Annotated in this window: 17 protein-coding genes, 1 pseudogene and 1 riboswitch; of the genes and pseudogenes, 12 read left to right on the top strand and 6 right to left on the bottom strand. The window is 52.6% G+C overall.

The features are described from left to right. Positions 1-22: 22 nt before the first annotated feature. From valS to bioA, 5 genes are all read right to left on the bottom strand, one after another. Complete coding sequence (gene valS / locus ESM_RS0118385) at positions 23-2,878, bottom strand: valine--tRNA ligase (protein ID WP_000416370.1); 2,856 nt, start codon at positions 2,876-2,878, stop codon at positions 23-25. Beyond that, on the bottom strand, positions 2,878-3,321 hold the full coding sequence (gene holC / locus ESM_RS0118390; RefSeq protein WP_000786399.1) for a DNA polymerase III subunit chi: 444 nt from the start codon (positions 3,319-3,321) through the stop codon (positions 2,878-2,880). The genes valS and holC overlap by 1 nt, the downstream gene beginning before the upstream one ends. Before the next feature lie 64 nt (positions 3,322-3,385). Further along, positions 3,386-4,669: a putative acyl-CoA thioester hydrolase gene (locus ESM_RS0118395; RefSeq protein ID WP_001091591.1), complete on the bottom strand. Its 1,284-nt coding sequence runs from the start codon at positions 4,667-4,669 to the stop codon at positions 3,386-3,388. 151 nt (positions 4,670-4,820) lie between these two features. Next, positions 4,821-5,297 (bottom strand): kinase inhibitor, encoded by a 477-nt coding sequence (locus tag ESM_RS0118400; RefSeq protein WP_000767421.1) that lies wholly within the window; start codon positions 5,295-5,297, stop codon positions 4,821-4,823. A 58-nt stretch (positions 5,298-5,355) separates the two neighbouring features. Next, a complete protein-coding gene (gene bioA, locus ESM_RS0118405) occupies positions 5,356-6,645 on the bottom strand; it encodes an adenosylmethionine--8-amino-7-oxononanoate transaminase (protein ID WP_010379649.1) in 1,290 nt (429 codons plus the stop codon). A gap of 86 nt (positions 6,646-6,731) precedes the next feature. Here bioA and bioB point away from each other — a divergent pair, with 86 nt between their 5' ends. The 5 genes from bioB (at position 6,732) to uvrB (ending at position 12,933) form a co-directional block, all read left to right on the top strand. After that, the gene (gene bioB, locus ESM_RS0118410; RefSeq protein WP_000951216.1) at positions 6,732-7,772 is read left to right on the top strand and encodes a biotin synthase BioB; all 1,041 of its coding nucleotides are present in this window, start codon (positions 6,732-6,734) and stop codon (positions 7,770-7,772) included. Next, positions 7,769-8,923: an 8-amino-7-oxononanoate synthase gene (gene bioF, locus ESM_RS0118415; protein WP_000220206.1), complete on the top strand. Its 1,155-nt coding sequence runs from the start codon at positions 7,769-7,771 to the stop codon at positions 8,921-8,923. Before bioB ends, bioF begins: the two co-directional genes overlap by 4 nt. Beyond that, entirely contained in the window at positions 8,910-9,665 is a 756-nt protein-coding gene (gene bioC / locus ESM_RS0118420) for a malonyl-ACP O-methyltransferase BioC (RefSeq protein WP_000246810.1), read from the top strand. Before bioF ends, bioC begins: the two co-directional genes overlap by 14 nt. Beyond that, positions 9,658-10,338, top strand: coding sequence for a dethiobiotin synthase (gene bioD, locus ESM_RS0118425; protein WP_000043999.1), 681 nt, complete (start codon positions 9,658-9,660; stop codon positions 10,336-10,338). The genes bioC and bioD overlap by 8 nt, the downstream gene beginning before the upstream one ends. A gap of 573 nt (positions 10,339-10,911) precedes the next feature. Then, positions 10,912-12,933: an excinuclease ABC subunit UvrB gene (uvrB, locus tag ESM_RS0118430; RefSeq protein ID WP_000042544.1), complete on the top strand. Its 2,022-nt coding sequence runs from the start codon at positions 10,912-10,914 to the stop codon at positions 12,931-12,933. A gap of 192 nt (positions 12,934-13,125) precedes the next feature. Here uvrB and yvcK read toward each other — a convergent pair whose 3' ends face one another. Further along, positions 13,126-14,034, bottom strand: coding sequence for a uridine diphosphate-N-acetylglucosamine-binding protein YvcK (yvcK, locus tag ESM_RS0118435; protein ID WP_001246027.1), 909 nt, complete (start codon positions 14,032-14,034; stop codon positions 13,126-13,128). 264 nt (positions 14,035-14,298) lie between these two features. Next, positions 14,299-14,443, top strand: a riboswitch (molybdenum cofactor riboswitch). Here yvcK and moaA point away from each other — a divergent pair. The 7 genes and pseudogenes from moaA to ESM_RS1000000129690 form a co-directional block, all read left to right on the top strand. Beyond that, positions 14,431-15,420 (top strand): GTP 3',8-cyclase MoaA, encoded by a 990-nt coding sequence (gene moaA / locus ESM_RS0118440; RefSeq protein WP_010379654.1) that lies wholly within the window; start codon positions 14,431-14,433, stop codon positions 15,418-15,420. It overlaps the preceding riboswitch by 13 nt. Before the next feature lie 21 nt (positions 15,421-15,441). Continuing rightward, the gene (moaB, locus tag ESM_RS0118445; RefSeq protein WP_000084628.1) at positions 15,442-15,954 is read left to right on the top strand and encodes a molybdenum cofactor biosynthesis protein B; all 513 of its coding nucleotides are present in this window, start codon (positions 15,442-15,444) and stop codon (positions 15,952-15,954) included. 2 nt (positions 15,955-15,956) lie between these two features. Further along, positions 15,957-16,442: a cyclic pyranopterin monophosphate synthase MoaC gene (gene moaC, locus ESM_RS0118450; protein WP_000080885.1), complete on the top strand. Its 486-nt coding sequence runs from the start codon at positions 15,957-15,959 to the stop codon at positions 16,440-16,442. Positions 16,443-16,460: 18 nt separating this feature from the next. Further along, positions 16,461-16,679 (top strand): molybdopterin synthase sulfur carrier subunit, encoded by a 219-nt coding sequence (gene moaD, locus ESM_RS0118455; RefSeq protein WP_001208764.1) that lies wholly within the window; start codon positions 16,461-16,463, stop codon positions 16,677-16,679. 1 nt (position 16,680) lies between these two features. Continuing rightward, complete coding sequence (moaE, locus tag ESM_RS0118460) at positions 16,681-17,133, top strand: molybdopterin synthase catalytic subunit MoaE (RefSeq protein WP_000852287.1); 453 nt, start codon at positions 16,681-16,683, stop codon at positions 17,131-17,133. A 137-nt stretch (positions 17,134-17,270) separates the two neighbouring features. Next, the gene (locus ESM_RS0118465; protein ID WP_000373618.1) at positions 17,271-17,975 is read left to right on the top strand and encodes a Bax inhibitor-1/YccA family protein; all 705 of its coding nucleotides are present in this window, start codon (positions 17,271-17,273) and stop codon (positions 17,973-17,975) included. Between the two features lie 214 nt (positions 17,976-18,189). Beyond that, a pseudogene (locus ESM_RS1000000129690) lies at positions 18,190-18,306 on the top strand (Bax inhibitor-1/YccA family protein); the annotation flags it as partial. Positions 18,307-18,481 lie beyond the last annotated feature (175 nt).

Consider the following 18,481-nt stretch of genomic DNA (forward strand, 5'->3'; position numbering starts at 1 on the left):
GCCTTCGTTTTCACGGTGGGTATTACAGCGCGGCGATAACCGCCTGCTGTTCAATCAGTTTCGCTTTCGCTTCCGCATAACCTTCCAGCTTCTCACGCTCTTTCGCGATAACCGCTTCCGGTGCGCGGGATACAAAGCCTTCGTTCGCCAGCTTGTTCTCGATGCGGCTGATTTCGCCTTCGATCTTCGCCACTTCTTTTGCCAGACGTGCCAGCTCATCTTCTTTATTGATGAGGCCAGCCATCGGGATCAGCAGCTCAGCACCGTCGACGATCTTAGTAACGGAAACCGGACCTTTGTCATCGGCAGGCAGCACAGTGATGCTTTCCAGACGCGCCAGTGTTTGCAGGAAGCCACGGTTTTCATTTACGCGACGCTCTGCATCCGCACTGCAACCACGCAGCAGAAGCTCCAGCGGTTTGCCCGGTGCGATGTTCATTTCCGCGCGGATGTTACGCACCGCAATGATCGCCTGTTTCAGCCACTCGGTGTCAGCCAGCGCCGCCTCATCAACCTGAGACGCATCGTACTGCGGGAACGGTTGCAGCATGATGGTGTCGGCAGTGATGCCGCACAGTACTTTCACACGCTGCCAGATGGTTTCGGTGATGAACGGAATGATCGGATGCGCGAGGCGCAGCAGACCTTCCAGCACGGTCACCAGCGTATGGCGAGTACCACGCAGTTCGGCTTCAGTTCCACCGTTCATTACCGGCTTGGTCAGCTCCAGATACCAGTCGCAGAACTGGTTCCAGGTGAACTCATACAAAATGCCTGCGGCGATATCGAAGCGGAAGCTATCCAGCGCTTCGCGGTACGCTTTGATGGTCTGGTTGAACTCCGCCAGGATCCAGCGGTCTGCCAGTGACAGGGTCATTTCGCCGCCGTTAAAGCCGCAATCCTGACCTTCAGTGTTCATCAGCACAAAGCGGCTGGCGTTCCACAGTTTGTTACAGAAGTTACGGTAACCTTCCAGACGCTTCATATCCCAGTTGATGTCACGACCGGTAGAAGCCAGCGCAGCCAGGGTGAAGCGCAGGGCGTCAGTACCGTGCGGCTCAATACCGTTCGGGAACTGCTTCTCGGTGCGCTTACGGATTTTATCCGCCAGTTGTGGCTGCATCATATTGCCGGTACGTTTTTCCAGCAGTTCTGGCAGCGAAATACCGTCGACCATATCCAGCGGGTCAATCACGTTACCCTTGGATTTGGACATCTTCTGGCCTTCGTCATCACGAATCAGACCGGTCATGTAAACGGTGTGGAACGGCACCTGCGGCTTGCCATTTTCATCTTTGATGAAATGCATGGTCATCATGATCATGCGGGCAATCCAGAAGAAGATGATGTCGAAGCCAGATACCATCACACTGGTCGGGTGGAACTGACGCAGGGCGTCGGTGTTTTCCGGCCAGCCAAGAGTAGAGAAGGTCCACAGCGCAGAGGAGAACCAGGTATCGAGAACGTCTTCGTCCTGACGCAGAGCGACGTCGGCGGCAAGGTTATTTTCCTTGCGCACTTCATCTTCGTTGCGGCCAACATAAACGTTACCCGCTTCGTCGTACCATGCCGGAATGCGGTGACCCCACCACAGTTGACGAGAGATACACCAGTCCTGAATATCACGCATCCAGGAGAAGTACATGTTTTCGTACTGCTTCGGTACGAACTGAATGTCGCCGTTCTCAACCGCTTCAACTGCCGGTTTCGCCAGTACATCGGCACGTACATACCACTGGTCGGTCAGCATCGGTTCGATAACTACGCCGCCACGGTCGCCGTAAGGAACAGTCAGGTCGTGCGGTTTAATCTCTTCCAGCAGGCCGAGGGCATCAACGGCAGCAACGATCGCTTTGCGTGCAGCAAAACGCTCCAGTTTCTGGAATTCTGCCGGGATCTCGCTGGAATAAACGTCAGATTCGTTACCTTTGGTATCGAACACCTGGGCGCTTTCACGGATATCACCGTCAAAGGTCAGGATGTTGATCATCGGCAGAGCGTGGCGTTTACCTACTTCATAGTCGTTAAAGTCGTGCGCCGGAGTGATCTTCACGCAGCCAGTGCCTTTTTCCATGTCGGCGTGTTCGTCGCCAACGATAGGAATACGACGGTTCACCAGCGGAAGAATGACATATTTGCCAATCAGATCTTTGTAACGCGGATCTTCCGGGTTAACAGCGACGCCGGTATCGCCCAGCAGAGTTTCCGGGCGGGTGGTCGCGACGACCAGATAATCTTTACCGTCTGCGGTTTTCGCGCCGTCAGCCAGCGGATAGCGGATGTGCCACATCGAACCTTTCGATTCGCGGTTTTCCACTTCCAGGTCAGAGATAGCGGTGCGCAGTTTCGGGTCCCAGTTGACCAGGCGTTTGCCACGGTAAATCAGGTCTTCTTTATACAGACGAACGAAAACTTCTTTCACCGCATTGGAAAGCCCTTCATCCATAGTGAAGCGCTCACGCTCCCAGTCGACGGAGTTGCCGAGACGACGCATCTGACGAGTAATGGTGCCGCCGGATTCCGCTTTCCATTCCCAGATTTTATCGATGAAGGCTTCGCGGCCATAGTCGTGACGGGTTTTACCTTCTTCTGCGGCAATCTTGCGCTCAACGACCATCTGGGTAGCGATCCCGGCGTGGTCAGTACCGACCTGCCACAGGGTATTTTTACCCTGCATGCGCTGATAGCGGATCATGGTATCCATGATGGTTTGCTGGAAGGCGTGACCCATATGCAAACTGCCGGTGACGTTCGGCGGCGGGATCATGATGCAGAAACTTTCCTGGCTTTCATCGCCATTAGGCTTAAAGTAGCCCTGCTTTTCCCAGTGCTCGTAAAGCGGCTGTTCGATATCTTGTGGGTTGTATGTCTTTTCCATTATTTCCAGGTTGCCGTATTCAGGTTGAAACCAGCCACGCGGTAGGCTTTATAGCGTTCGCGCGCCAGTTGTTTCAGAGAATCTTCATAAGGGACGAAGTCTACCACTTCTGTGAAAGCGGTGGCAAAATCTGCAAAGCTTGTTCGCAGACTAATCAATATATCGCGCGGGCTGCTGCTACGTTTTTGCGGCCAGGCGATCTCCACTGGCGCACCGCCGCGCGGTCCTTCTCCCGCTAAATTGTGCGGAACAAAACTTTCTGCCGGACGCGCCCACAGGGCTTCGTCCAGCCGGTAAGCCTGTTTTTCATCTTCACAGGCGATGAGCACGCGCTTACCGCTGCGCCAACGTTCTGCGGCAATTTCACACACCAGTTGCTCAACGGCGCTTAAGCCATCAACGGTGGTGTCATTGTCCAGAAGGTAGAACGTTGCGTTTTTCATATATGGGGCTTCTTGTGGTGGATTTAAATATGCATCAGGTAATACACCGAATAGTTAACAGCGCTTACTTCTTCGCCTCTGCAACCACTTTGCTACCCACGCCGCGGTTATTGTATTCCCACATACGGTTGTAGTTTGTGTCATTCAGATTGCGCTGCACTTCGTCATCATCATCAACGCTGCCGGTGTTACCCGCAAACGGACGATTAGAGATCACCGCATCGGCCCACGGTTTGACAGTGTTGAAGCCTTCGTTGATCACACTGTCACGGATTACCACCTGACCGTTGGTATTGGCATCAACATCCAGCGAGCGGCCTAATTGCGCGACACCATCACCAGAAGCATTGAAACGGCTGTTTACCGCGAGGAAACCGTAATAGATGTTAGACAGCGTCGCCGGTGCAAAAACATACGCTTCCTGCTGGGTACGAGAGTTCACCACGCGGAATTCGGTGTTATCGAACACCACTGCGCCACGACCGGAAACGATATCCACATCCCCTTCAATGTAGCTATTTGTCACCAGTGTACGCGGCTGGCGATTGGTTTCCAGACGGTTCTGCACACCGCTGTTGGTGACAAAGAAGGTATTCTGACGACCGAGAATATTGACGTTATTGATCTGCACTTTATCGCCATCGGTACGCAGCGCCACCGCCGGATGATTACCCGCATCTACGCTATCGCCCAGGGTGTTTTCGATGGTCAGATTTTGCAGTTGCAGACCATTGTTTTGCGACCAGAAGACCGCAGAACACAGTACACCGATACTGTCGCTGCGTTTGCTCTGGCAGCTATCGTACATATACCACGCTGGTTTACCTGGCATATATTTGCCGCGTGGGTTGACGTCGTGACGCCAGTCGGCAGGACTCATTCCACCATCAAGGGAAAGCCCAATTTTGACATCAATCGGTTTTTCACCCGTACCGTACAAAGTGATTCCACCCGGAGCTGCAGGAACGTAAACCGTGCCTTCATACTCACCTGGCAGCACGGCAATATACTGGCGCTTATTGGTGCGCTTGATAATTGCCGCATCCACCGCAGCCTGAATGGTCGTGTGCGTCACACCTTGTGTACCCGCTGGTCCAACAACAAAGTCAGGTTGCGCGGGCAGGGTAATCGGTGAAGGGTTCCACGCTGCAGCACCTGGCGTCAGTGAGGAGAAATAGTGCTGCGCATCGAAATTCTGCGCTTCTTTTGCCGACAGAATCGGGCGAGAAGACGTACCAGGCGCGGTTTGATCAGAAGGACGTTGATCGGGCGGTGTTGAGCTACAGGCGGTCAGCGTCACGCCAAAAGCCAGTGCCAGCGCCAGACGGGAAACTGAAAATGTGTTCACAGGTTGCTCCGGGCTTTGAAATGGAAAAATGAATCCGTTGAAGCCTGCTTTTTTATACTAACTTTAGCGAAACGGGAAGGTAAAAAGACAAAAAGTTGTTTTTAATACCTTTAAGTGATGCCAGATGGTATCGCGCCATCTGGCAGAGTATTTAACTGAACATCGCGGTAATCGAGGCACTTGCCAGAGAGTGGAAATGGACGTTAAAGCCGACCATCGCGCCGCTGGCACCTTCATCGACATCAATACGTTCTACATCCAGTGCGTGAACGGTAAAAATGTAGCGATGGGTTTCGCCTTTCGGTGGCGCAGCGCCATCGTATCCGGTTTTACCAAAATCGGTACGCGTCTGCAAAACACCGTCTGGTATAGCCACCAGATCAGAGCCAAACCCTTGCGGCAATACGCGGGTATCGGCAGGCAAGTTAACAACTACCCAGTGCCACCAGCCAGAACCCGTTGGCGCATCCGGATCGTAACAGGTGACAACAAAACTTTTGGTTCCCGCAGGAACGTCGTCCCACTCCAGGTGCGGCGAAATATTATCGCCATCATAGCCCATGCCATTAAAGACATGACGATGCGGTAACTTATCGCCATCGCGCAGATCATTACTGATGAGTTTCATGAACCCTCCTTTCTTGTTTGCAGAAAGTGTAGCCAGAAACACTCACGCTGACTTCTCGTTATTGGCAAAAAAATGTTTCATCCTGCACCGCTCGGTTAACGGCTGCCGTCAGGCGCTGTAACTGTTCCGGGCGAATAATATAGGGTGGCATCAGGTAGATAAGTTTGCCAAATGGCCGGATCCATACCCCCTGTTCGACGAAGAATTTTTGCAGAGCCGCCATATTTACCGGGCGTGTGGTTTCGACCACACCAATAGCCCCCAGCACGCGGACATCGGCAACCATTTCGGCGTCACGGGCGGGTGTGAGTTGCTCGCGTAGTTGTGCTTCAATAACCGCTACCTGCTGCTGCCAGTCGCCAGATTCGATAATCGTCAGGCTGGCGTTTGCTGCTGCGCAGGCCAGCGGATTACCCATAAAAGTTGGCCCATGCATAAAGCAGCCAGCTTCGCCGTTACTGATGGTTTCCGCAACCAGGCGCGTAGTGAGTGTGGCGGAAAGCGTCATTGTACCGCCCGTTAAGGCTTTGCCGAGACATAAAATATCCGGTGCGATACCCGCATGTTCGCAGGCAAAAAGTTTGCCGGTACGGCCAAAACCGGTGGCAATCTCGTCAGCAATCAGCAAGATACCTTCGCGATCGCACATTTTGCGGATTCGTTTTAACCACTCCGGATGGTACATACGCATCCCGCCTGCGCCCTGAACAATAGGTTCAATGATTACGGCAGCGATTTCATGACGATGCGCCGCCATTAGCCGCGCGAAGCCCACCATATCGCGCTCATCCCATTCGCCGTCCATACGGCTTTGCGGGGCGGGAGCAAACAAGTTTTCCGGCAGGTAGCCTTTCCACAGGCTGTGCATTGAGTTGTCCGGATCGCACACCGACATCGCGCCAAAGGTATCGCCATGATAACCATTGCGGAAGGTCAGAAAACGCTGGCGCGTTTCGCCTTTGGCCTGCCAGTACTGCAACGCCATCTTCATCGCCACTTCTACCGCCACGGAACCGGAGTCCGCGAGAAAAACGCACTCCAGCGATTCCGGCGTCATTGCCACCAGTTTGCGGCACAGCTCAATGGCTGGCGCATGGGTAATACCGCCAAACATCACGTGTGACATGGCATCAATTTGCGATTTCATCGCGGCATTGAGCTGTGGGTGATTGTAGCCGTGGATCGCCGCCCACCAGGAAGACATACCGTCAACCAGGCGTCTGGCGTCAGACAAAATCAGTTCGCAACCTTCTGCGCTCGCCACTGGATAAACCGGTAGTGGGGAGGTCATGGATGTGTACGGGTGCCAGATATGGCGTTGGTCAAAGGCAAGATCATCCGTTGTCATAATCGACTTGTAAACCAAATTGAAAAGTTTTAGGTTTACAAGTCTACACCGAATTAACAACAAAAAACACGTTTTGGAGAAGCCCCATGGCTCACCGCCCACGCTGGACATTGTCGCAAGTCACAGAATTATTTGAAAAACCATTACTGGATCTGCTGTTCGAAGCGCAGCAGGTTCACCGTCAGCATTTCGATCCTCGCCAGGTACAGGTCAGCACTTTGCTGTCGATTAAAACCGGCGCTTGTCCGGAAGATTGCAAATACTGCCCGCAAAGCTCTCGCTATAAAACCGGTCTGGAAGCTGAGCGGTTGATGGAAGTCGAACAGGTACTGGAATCAGCGCGCAAAGCGAAAGCGGCTGGCTCGACGCGCTTCTGCATGGGCGCGGCGTGGAAAAATCCGCACGAGCGCGATATGCCGTACCTGGAACAAATGGTGCAGGGGGTAAAAGCGATGGGCCTGGAAGCGTGTATGACGCTGGGCACGTTGAGCGAATCCCAGGCGCAGCGCCTCGCGAATGCCGGGCTGGATTACTACAACCACAACCTTGATACCTCGCCGGAGTTTTACGGCAACATCATCACTACACGCACTTATCAGGAGCGTCTTGATACGCTGGAAAAAGTGCGCGAAGCCGGGATCAAAGTCTGTTCTGGCGGCATTGTTGGTTTAGGTGAAACGGTGAAAGATCGCGCCGGATTATTGCTACAACTGGCGAATCTACCGACGCCACCGGAAAGTGTGCCGATCAACATGCTGGTGAAGGTGAAAGGCACGCCGCTGGCAGATAACGATGATGTCGATGCCTTTGATTTTATTCGTACCATTGCAGTGGCGCGGATCATGATGCCGACCTCATATGTGCGTCTTTCTGCCGGACGCGAGCAGATGAATGAACAGACTCAGGCGATGTGCTTTATGGCTGGGGCTAACTCGATTTTCTACGGCTGCAAATTGCTGACCACGCCGAATCCGGAAGAAGATAAAGACCTGCTACTGTTCCGCAAACTGGGGCTGAATCCGCAACAAACCGCCGTTCTGGCGGGCGATAACGAACAACAGCAGCGTCTGGAGCAGGCGCTGATGACCCCGGACACTGACGAATACTACAACGCGGCAGCCCTATGACCTGGCAGGAGAAAATCGACGCGGCGCTTGATGCGCGGCGCGAAGCTGATGCCCTGCGTCGTCGCTATCCGGTAGCGCAGGGAGCCGGACGCTGGCTGGTGGCAGATGGTCGCCAGTATCTGAACTTTTCCAGTAACGATTACCTCGGTTTGAGCCATCATCCGCACATCATCCGCGCCTGGCAGCAGGGCGCGGAACAATTTGGTGTCGGTAGCGGCGGTTCCGGGCATGTCAGCGGTTATAGCGTGGTGCATCAGGCGCTGGAAGAAGAACTGGCGGAGTGGCTGGGCTATTCGCGGGCGCTACTGTTTATCTCCGGTTTCGCTGCCAATCAGGCGGTCATTGCCGCGATGATGACGAAAGAGGATCGCATCGTTGCCGACCGTCTTAGTCATGCTTCGTTGCTGGAGGCTGCCAGTTTAAGTCCGGCGCAGCTTCGCCGTTTTAGCCATAACGATGTCACTCATCTGACGCGTCTGCTTACAGCCTCCTGTCCGGGGCAGCAACTGGTGGTGACAGAAGGCGTGTTTAGCATGGACGGTGATAGCGCGCCGTTGGCAGAAATCCAGCAAGTAGCGCAACAGCACAACGCCTGGTTAATGGTCGACGATGCCCACGGGACGGGCGTTATCGGTGAGCAGGGGCGCGGCAGTTGCTGGCAGCAAAAGATGAAACCAGAATTGTTGGTGGTGACTTTTGGCAAAGGATTTGGCGTCAGTGGGGCGGCGGTACTTTGCTCCGATAGCGTGGCAGATTATCTGTTGCAGTTTGCCCGCCATCTTATCTACAGCACCAGTATGCCGCCCGCTCAGGCGCAGGCATTACGTGCATCGCTGGCGGTGATTCGTAGCGAAGAGGGTGACGCACGGCGGGAAAAACTGGCGGATCTGATTGCACGTTTTCGTAGTGGAGTACAGGGTTCGCCATTTACTCTCGCGGACTCATGCAGTGCCATCCAGCCATTAATCGTTGGTGATAACGCTCGCGCGCTACGCCTGGCAGAAAACCTGCGTCAGCAAGGTTGCTGGGTGACGGCGATTCGCCCGCCAACCGTACCCGCTGGCACCGCGCGGCTGCGCCTGACTTTAACCGCAGGGCATGAAATACCGGATATCGACCGTCTGCTGGAGGTGCTGCATGGCAACGGTTAATAAGCAGGCCATTGCGGCGGCATTTGGTCGGGCAGCCTCACAGTATGAGCAACACGCAGAGTTGCAGCGCCAGAGTGCCGACGCCTTACTGGCAATGCTCCCACAACGCCAGTACGCCCGGGTGCTGGACGCTGGTTGCGGGTCTGGCTGGATGAGCCGCCGCTGGCGTGAACGTAGCGCACAGGTGACGGCACTGGATCTCTCTCCGCTTATGCTTGTACAGGCACGTCAGCAGGATGCCGCACATCATTACCTGACGGGGGATATCGAATCCTTACCGCTGGCGAACACGACGTTTGATCTCGCGTGGAGCAACCTTGCCGTGCAATGGTGCGCTGAATTATCTACGGCATTACGCGAGCTTTATCGGGTAGTGTGTCCTGGCGGAATTGTGGCGTTTACCACCCTGGCACAAGGCTCATTACCAGAGCTACATCAGGCATGGCAGGCTGTAGACGCACGCCCCCACGCTAATCACTTTTTACCGCCAGCAGAAATTGAACGGGCGTTGAAAGGTTTTCGTCATAAATACAATATTCAACCCATTACGCTGTGGTTTGATGACGCACTCAGCGCCATGCGTTCACTGAAAGGTATTGGTGCAACGCATCTTCACGAAGGGCGCGACCAGCGAGTATTAACACGTTCACAGTTACAGCGATTGCAACTGGCCTGGCCGCAACAACAGGGGCGATACCCTCTGACTTATCATCTTTTTTTGGGAGTGATTACTCGTGAGTAAACGCTTTTTTGTTACCGGGACGGACACCGAAGTGGGGAAAACCGTTGCCAGTTGTGCGCTTTTACAGGCCGCTAAGGCTGCAGGTTACCGGACAGCAGGTTATAAACCGGTGGCCTCCGGCAGCGAAATGACTGCAGAAGGTTTACGTAACAGCGACGCGCTGGCGTTACAGCGCAACAGCAGCTTGCACCTGGATTACGCTACGGTAAATCCTTACACCTTCGCTGAACCTACTTCGCCACATATCATCAGCGCGGAAGAGGGGAGACCGATTGAGCCGAAGGTAATGAGCGCCGGATTACGCGCGCTGGAGCAACAGGCTGACTGGGTGTTAGTGGAAGGCGCTGGTGGCTGGTTTACGCCGCTTTCTGCTACTTTTACTTTTGCCGATTGGGTGAAGAGCGAACAACTGCCGGTGATTCTGGTCGTTGGGATAAAACTGGGCTGCATTAATCACGCGATGCTGACAGCACAGGCAGTACAGCAGGCTGGACTCACTCTCGCAGGCTGGGTGGCAAACGATGTCACGCCGCCAGGCAAACGGCATGGCGAATATATGGCCACTCTCACACGAATGATTCCTGCACCGCTGCTGGGGGAAATCCCCTGGCTTGAGGAAAATCCAGAAAGTGCGTTAACTGGAAGATATATCACTCTCACTTCACTGAAGTAGCAAAAAATTGGTTGAATTGCGAGCGAGCTGGCGTTTTCAGTCGTCCGTAATTTAACCAATCAAAGGCTAAAAAAATCGCGAAAAAATTTTTACCCCTGCATTATACGATTAGTATGGGAATTGCCCAGGCGGCTGGACATAGGGGCTGCAGGCAGTTATCCACTATTCCTGTGGATAACCATGTGCATTAGAGTTAGAAAACGTAATGTAAGCGAGAGAATACGCGGCCTGCACGCAAATTGGCGCTAAAGACGGCTTAAAGAAATATATGTTATTTTTTAATTGGTTAGATAAATGCAATGGCTGTCAGGAAAGTGTCATCTCCTGCAATAAATCCGTCATCAGCCATCTTGACAAATGTTAAAAAAGCCATTGCTCTGGGGATAACCCTGCAACACTGGCGTTTTATCTCGTCACTGCGTCAATTTTGCCTACGGTTGACACCTTAGTTTACGGCGTAACAGAGATATTGTGGTGTGAGCCTGTTTTTTTATCCAGTGTTATTTGTTGGCATTATTAATCATGACGAGTAAAATTACACACCTGCCCGCCCACTCCTTCAGGTAGCGACTCATGAGTAAACCATTCAAACTGAATTCCGCGTTCAAACCTTCTGGCGATCAGCCGGAGGCGATTCGCCGCCTCAAAGAGGGGCTGGAGGATGGCCTCGCGCACCAGACTCTGCTCGGTGTGACGGGGTCGGGGAAAACCTTCACCATTGCTAATGTCATTGCTGATCTGCAACGCCCAACGATGGTGCTGGCACCCAACAAAACGCTGGCAGCGCAACTTTATGGTGAGATGAAAGAATTCTTCCCGGAAAACGCGGTGGAATACTTCGTCTCCTACTACGACTACTATCAGCCGGAAGCCTACGTACCAAGCTCTGATACGTTTATTGAGAAAGATGCCTCGGTAAACGAACATATTGAACAGATGCGTCTTTCAGCAACCAAAGCGTTGCTGGAGCGGCGGGATGTTATTGTTGTTGCGTCAGTTTCCGCTATTTATGGTCTGGGTGATCCTGATTTATATCTCAAAATGATGCTGCACCTCACGGTCGGCATGATTATCGACCAACGTGCGATCCTGCGTCGCCTGGCGGAGTTGCAATATACCCGCAATGACCAGGCATTCCAGCGCGGGACCTTCCGCGTGCGTGGTGAAGTGATCGACATTTTCCCGGCGGAGTCCGACGACATTGCGCTACGCGTGGAGCTGTTTGATGAAGAAGTTGAACGATTGTCGTTGTTTGATCCATTAACCGGGCAAATCGTTTCAACAGTCCCACGTTTTACCATCTACCCGAAAACGCACTATGTTACGCCGCGTGAACGCATTGTGCAGGCGATGGAAGAGATCAAAACAGAACTGGCGGACCGACGCAAAGTGCTGCTGGAAAACAATAAACTTTTGGAAGAGCAGCGTCTGACTCAACGAACCCAGTTTGATCTGGAGATGATGAATGAGCTGGGCTACTGTTCGGGGATTGAAAACTATTCGCGCTTTCTCTCCGGGCGTGGACCTGGCGAACCACCGCCGACGTTATTTGATTACCTGCCTGCCGATGGTCTGCTGGTGGTCGATGAATCTCACGTCACCATTCCACAAATTGGCGGAATGTATCGCGGTGACAGGGCGCGTAAAGAGACTCTGGTGGAGTATGGTTTCCGATTGCCATCGGCGCTGGATAACCGTCCGCTGAAATTTGAGGAGTTTGAAGCGCTGGCTCCGCAAACGATTTATGTTTCTGCGACGCCAGGTAACTACGAACTGGAGAAATCCGGTGGTGACGTGGTGGATCAGGTGGTGCGCCCGACTGGCTTGCTCGATCCGATTATCGAAGTGCGTCCGGTAGCGACCCAGGTCGATGATCTTCTTTCGGAGATTCGCCTGCGTGCGGCAATTAACGAACGCGTTCTGGTGACGACGTTGACCAAGCGAATGGCGGAAGATCTAACGGAATATCTGGAAGAACACGGTGAGCGCGTGCGTTATCTTCACTCCGACATTGATACCGTTGAGCGTATGGAGATTATCCGCGACTTGCGTCTGGGCGAGTTCGACGTACTGGTGGGGATCAACTTACTGCGTGAAGGTCTGGATATGCCGGAGGTCTCATTGGTGGCGATCCTCGATGCTGACAAAGAAGGGTTCCTGCGTTCAGAACGTTCGCTGATCCAGACCATTGGCCGTGCGGCGCGTAACATCAACGGCAAAGCGATTCTCTACGGTGATAAGATAACCCCGTCGATGGCGAAAGCGATTGGCGAAACGGAACGTCGTCGTGAGAAACAGCAGCGGTACAACGAAGAGCATGGTATTACGCCACAAGGTCTTAATAAAAAAGTGGTCGATATCCTGGCGCTGGGGCAGAACATTGCCAAAACCAAAGCGAAGGGCAGAGGGAAATCGCGCCCGATTGTTGAGCCGGATAATGTGCCGATGGATATGTCGCCAAAAGCGTTGCAGCAGAAAATCCATGAGCTGGAAGGGCAGATGATGAAACATGCGCAAAACCTCGAATTCGAAGAGGCGGCGCAAATCCGTGACCAGTTGCATCAGTTGCGTGAGCTGTTTATTGCCGCGTCGTGACGAGATGAAGAAGCAGGAATGTTCTTCTGGTTTGAGGCTAATGAGAACGCAAAATTGCCTGATGCGCTACGCTTATCAGGCCTACATGATCTCTGCAATATATTGAATTTGCGCGGCTTGTAGGCCGCATCCGGCATGGATAACGTGCACTTTGTCAGCAATATGAATCCGGAATTCTCTTCCGGCTTCCCGTTAACCCAATGCCTGTAACGCCTTTTCCAGTGCGTTATGTAACAACTGGCGGTCATGGCGATAGGGGATATCGCTGGCCTCCAGTACGTCCTGAATCACTATTCTGTCGCTGACCGCAGAAACATCCACTTTCGGCCCAACGACTACGGCATCAATCACTTTCTTCCCGACATACTGTTCCATAATCGCCAGCTTATTTTCCAGCTTCAGATTCGCCGCAGGCAGGCTCAATTCACGCCCCAGATTGCCGATATAAACCATCGGCGCTGGCGTGCGGCGTAATGCCTGTGCCATTTCCTTAAGCAGCAGAATTGGCATCAGGCTGGTATAAAAACTGCCAGGTCCGATAAGGATCAGATCTGCGTCATTGATAGCATGAACCGCTTCACGCGTTGCGGGCACATTCGGGGTTAAGAGCAATTCCTGAATTGGCGTAGTTAACTGGTCGATATTGACCTCGCCATAAACTTCATGCCCCTGATCGTCAATGGCCATCAGATCAACGGGATGCTCTGACATCGGAATTAATTGCGCGTCCACTTTCAACAGATTACGAATTAAATTGATGGCTTCCAGAGGCCGCACGCTAAGGTGATCCAGCGCCTTTAACATCAAGTTTCCGAGATTATGACCGGAAAGCTCGCCATTGCCGCCAAAACGGTATTCAAACATCGCGGAGGCGACGCTCGGTTCCGTTATCAGTTGGTTGAGGCAGTTGCGCATGTCGCCCCAGGCAATGCCGCCTTCTGAGCGGCGAATACGGCCTGTTGAACCGCCATTATCGGTGGTGGTGACAATGCCCGTTAAACGAGAGCCTAAAGATGAAAGTGATGAAAGAACGCGTCCTAATCCATGCCCTCCGCCGAGTGCAACAACACGATCAAGGTCAGCTAGCGTACGATTGCGCATATAGATTCCTGAAGTCAGATTATCCGCGCTACAGTAGCGCAACTGACAGGGAAACGGCAATTAACCTGCCAATATTGAGGATACAAATATTTTCTTCTACCTCTAAAGGACGAGGTTCGCTGTGCATCCCTGATGATGTATATCAAAGTAAAACCGTCATATTCCCTTATTCTGTAGCGAAATAGCACGATCATGACGCTATATATATGATTACATAGCGGAAAGTGTGAATGGTAAAAATCTCATTTACACGCTAGTATCGACATAACCACTAAACACTCTAGCCTCTGCACCTGGGTCAACTGATATGGTGCTTTGGCCGTGACAATGCTCATAAAGATTGCCACCAGGGCGAAGGAAGAAATGACTTCGCCTCCCGTATCTGGAAAGGTGTACATGGCTTCACAACTGACTGATGCATTTGCGCGTAAGTTTTATTACTTGCGCCTGTCGATTACCGATGTGTGTAACTTTCGTTGCACCTACTGCCTGCCGGATGGCTATAAGCCGAGCGGCGTCACCAATAAAGGCTTTCTGACCGTCGATGAAATTCGCCGGGTTACTCGCGCCTTCGCCAGTTTGGGCACCGAAAAAGTACGTCTGACAGGCGGTGAACCGTCTTTACGCCGCGACTTTACCGATATCATCGCAGCCGTGCGGGAAAACGACGCTATTCGTCAGATTGCGGTCACCACCAATGGTTACCGCCTGGAACGCGACGTGGCGAACTGGCGCGATGCCGGACTGACGGGGATTAACGTCAGTGTCGATAGCCTCGACGCTCGCCAGTTTTATGCTATTACCGGTCAGGATAAATTCAACCAGGTGATGGCGGGGATTGATGCCGCATTTGAAGCCGGGTTTGAGAAGGTCAAAGTCAATACCGTGCTGATGCGCGATGTCAATCATCACCAGCTCGACACCTTTCTGAACTGGATCCAGCATCGCCCCATCCAGTTACGTTTCATCGAACTGATGGAAACGGGCGAGGGTAGCGAACTTTTCCGTAAGCACCATATCTCTGGTCAGATTCTGCGTGACGAACTGCTGCGTCGCGGCTGGATCCATCAACTTCGTCAACGCAGCGACGGCCCCGCGCAAGTCTTTTGTCATCCGGATTACGCCGGAGAAATCGGCCTTATCATGCCGTATGAAAAAGATTTCTGCGCCACCTGCAACCGTCTGCGCGTCTCCTCCATTGGTAAACTCCATCTCTGCCTGTTTGGTGAAGGCGGCGTTAACCTGCGCGATCTGCTGGAAGATGATGCCCAGCAACAGGCGCTGGAAGTACGTATTTCAGCGGCGCTGCGGGAGAAAAAACAGACCCATTTCCTGCATCAAAATAACACCGGTATTACGCAAAACTTATCGTACATTGGCGGCTAAAACGTCAAAAGGAGAGATCAGATGAGTCAGGTAAGCACTGAATTTATCCCGACCCGTATTGCTATTCTTACGGTTTCTAATCGTCGCGGTGAAGAAGACGATACCTCCGGTCATTATCTGCGCGATTCGGCGCAGGAAGCGGGCCATCACATTGTCGATAAAGCGATTGTTAAAGAAAACCGCTACGCCATCCGCGCGCAGGTATCTGCGTGGATCGCCAGCGACGATGTGCAAGTGGTGCTGATTACTGGCGGCACCGGACTGACGGAAGGCGATCAGGCACCAGAAGCGTTGCTGCCGCTGTTCGATCGTGAAGTCGAAGGCTTCGGTGAAGTATTCCGTATGTTGTCATTCGAAGAGATTGGCACCGCAACGTTGCAATCTCGTGCGGTAGCGGGCGTTGCTAACAAGACACTGATTTTCGCTATGCCGGGTTCGACCAAAGCGTGCCGCACCGCATGGGAAAATATCATCGCGCCGCAACTGGATGCCCGTACACGTCCATGCAATTTCCATCCACATTTGAAGAAATAAGTATGTCGCAACTGACTCATATCAACGCCGCTGGCGAAGCGCACATGGTGGATGTCTCCGCCAAAGCGGAAACTGTACGTGAAGCACGGGCGGAAGCCTTTGTCACCATGCGCAGCGAGACGCTGGCGATGATCATCGATGGTCGTCACCACAAAGGCGACGTATTTGCCACCGCGCGGATTGCCGGTATTCAGGCGGCAAAACGTACATGGGATCTGATCCCACTGTGTCACCCGCTAATGCTCAGTAAAGTTGAAGTCAATTTGCAGGCAGAGCCGGAACACAATCGGGTACGTATAGAAACCTTATGCCGCCTGACCGGGAAAACCGGCGTCGAAATGGAAGCGTTAACCGCGGCCTCGGTGGCGGCGCTGACCATTTACGATATGTGTAAAGCCGTGCAAAAAGATATGGTGATTGGCCCGGTACGCCTGCTGGCGAAGAGCGGCGGCAAGTCGGGTGACTTTAAGGTGGAAGCGGATGATTAAAGTCTTTTTTTCGCCCAGGTGCGCGAGCTGGTGGGGACCGATGCAACCGACGTTGCCGCGGATTTTCCAACCGTTGAAGCGTTACGCCAGCACCTGGCAGCGCAGAGCGATCGTTGGGCGCTGGCGCTGGAAGATGGCAAATTACTGGCTGCCGTCAACCAGACGCTGGTGAGTTTCGACCATCCGCTAACTGACGGCGACGAAGTGGCTTTCTTCCCGCCGGTAACCGGAGGCTAAGATGGCTGAAACCAAAATTGTTGTCGGACCGCAGCCGTTCAGCGTAGGGGAAGAGTATCCGTGGCTGGCTGAGCGTGATGAAGACGGTGCGGTGGTCACCTTTACCGGTAAGGTGCGTAACCATAACCTGGGTGACAGCGTAAAAGCATTAACCCTCGAACACTATCCGGGAATGACTGAAAAAGCACTGGCGGAAATCGTTGATGAAGCGCGTAACCGCTGGCCGCTGGGGCGAGTCACGGTGATTCATCGTATTGGCGAATTATGGCCGGGTGATGAAATCGTTTTTGTCGGCGTTACCAGTGCGCATCGCAGTAGTGCGTTTGAGGCCGGGCAGTTTATTATGGATTATCTCAAAACCCGCGCACCGTTCTGGAAGCGCGAAGCTACGCCGGAAGGTGACCGCTGGGTCGAAGCGCGGGAGAGCGATCAGCAGGCAGCAAAACGCTGGTAGTTTTTTGTTGGCCGGATAAGGCATAGAGCTGCATCCGGCAATTTCACCGTACCGGACATACGTTTACGCTGCGGCGATGCACACCCTCATCATTTGCAGTATCCTTTAGATATTCCTTATATCTTCAGGAGATCTTCATGGACAGATTCCCACGTTCTGATTCAATCGTACAAGCCAGGACTGGCCTGCAAACCTATATGGCACAGGTCTATGGCTGGATGACCGTTGGCCTGTTGTTGACCGCGTTTGTTGCCTGGTATGCTGCTAACTCCGCCGCCGTGATGGAGCTGCTTTTCACCAACCGCATCTTTTTAATTGGTCTGGTAATAGCGCAATTAGCTCTGGTAATTGTGTTATCAGCGATGATTCAAAAGCTCAGCGCGGGTGTGACAACCATGCTCTTTATGCTTTATTCGGCGCTGACAGGTCTGACGCTTTCCAGCATTTTCATTGTCTACACCGCCGCCTCTATCGCCAGTACTTTCGTTGTTACCGCCGGAATGTTCGGTGCGATGAGTCTGTACGGCTACACCACGAAGCGCGATTTAAGCGGCTTCGGCAATATGCTGTTTATGGCGTTAATCGGCATTGTCATCGCCTCGCTGGTGAACTTCTGGCTGAAAAGCGAGGCGTTGATGTGGGTGGTGACCTATATCGGAGTGATTGTCTTTGTCGGCCTGACCGCCTATGACACCCAGAAACTGAAAAATATGGGTGAGCAGATTGATACCCGCGACACGTCGAACCTGCGCAAATATTCAATTCTTGGCGCATTAACGTTGTATCTCGACTTCATCAACCTGTTCCTGATGTTGCTGCGGATTTTTGGCAACCGCCGTTAATTCCGTTTCCCCTCCAAATCCCGGCCTGGCGTCGGGATTTTTTCTAATTAAAACGACAATGAATAAAAGCCTGTTATAAAATGCGCCCATGACATGGGGGCGCATCCATAAATATAATTTTTTGTATATATGGTTTAAGTAAAGATATCAATAAGATAAATGCTGCCATTGCAGGTGTAATGTATCTTTTTTTAATCTCTTTGGTGGTGATTGTCGTTGCGCTTTTATAGGGGCGTTAACTCTCTATTATTATTTTATCGGCTTCTTCGGGATTCTTGCAGCAATAGCTATAACACTTGTTTGGCAAAGGCATACGCGGTTTTTTCATTAGTCATAGAAAAATAGGTAAATTTCTTTCTTGGGTAAAATTGTGAGGAAACGCAATGAGCCCGATGCGCTACGCTTAGCAGGCACAGAGTGGAATTGTAATCTATTAATTTAGCCCGGTTTTGTAGGGCGGATAAGGCGTTCACGCCGCATCCGCCATGAACAAATAGCACGTTGCT

It is taken from the genome of Escherichia sp. TW09308, assembly GCF_000208565.1.
GTDB lineage: Bacteria > Pseudomonadota > Gammaproteobacteria > Enterobacterales > Enterobacteriaceae > Escherichia > Escherichia marmotae.

Excerpts from the sequence above, each read along its gene's own strand:
- moaB (WP_000084628.1), top strand. The coding sequence starts at position 15,442 with ATGAGTCAGGTAAGCACTGAATTTATCCCGACCCGTATTGCTATTCTT.
- moaA (WP_010379654.1), top strand. The coding sequence starts at position 14,431 with ATGGCTTCACAACTGACTGATGCATTTGCGCGTAAGTTTTATTACTTG.
- yvcK (WP_001246027.1), bottom strand. The coding sequence starts at position 14,034 with ATGCGCAATCGTACGCTAGCTGACCTTGATCGTGTTGTTGCACTCGGC.
- holC (WP_000786399.1), bottom strand. The coding sequence starts at position 3,321 with ATGAAAAACGCAACGTTCTACCTTCTGGACAATGACACCACCGTTGAT.
- bioB (WP_000951216.1), top strand. The coding sequence starts at position 6,732 with ATGGCTCACCGCCCACGCTGGACATTGTCGCAAGTCACAGAATTATTT.
- uvrB (WP_000042544.1), top strand. The coding sequence starts at position 10,912 with ATGAGTAAACCATTCAAACTGAATTCCGCGTTCAAACCTTCTGGCGAT.
- valS (WP_000416370.1), bottom strand. The coding sequence starts at position 2,878 with ATGGAAAAGACATACAACCCACAAGATATCGAACAGCCGCTTTACGAG.
- bioC (WP_000246810.1), top strand. The coding sequence starts at position 8,910 with ATGGCAACGGTTAATAAGCAGGCCATTGCGGCGGCATTTGGTCGGGCA.
- moaE (WP_000852287.1), top strand. The coding sequence starts at position 16,681 with ATGGCTGAAACCAAAATTGTTGTCGGACCGCAGCCGTTCAGCGTAGGG.
- bioF (WP_000220206.1), top strand. The coding sequence starts at position 7,769 with ATGACCTGGCAGGAGAAAATCGACGCGGCGCTTGATGCGCGGCGCGAA.
- ESM_RS0118465 (WP_000373618.1), top strand. The coding sequence starts at position 17,271 with ATGGACAGATTCCCACGTTCTGATTCAATCGTACAAGCCAGGACTGGC.
- moaC (WP_000080885.1), top strand. The coding sequence starts at position 15,957 with ATGTCGCAACTGACTCATATCAACGCCGCTGGCGAAGCGCACATGGTG.
- bioA (WP_010379649.1), bottom strand. The coding sequence starts at position 6,645 with ATGACAACGGATGATCTTGCCTTTGACCAACGCCATATCTGGCACCCG.
- ESM_RS0118400 (WP_000767421.1), bottom strand. The coding sequence starts at position 5,297 with ATGAAACTCATCAGTAATGATCTGCGCGATGGCGATAAGTTACCGCAT.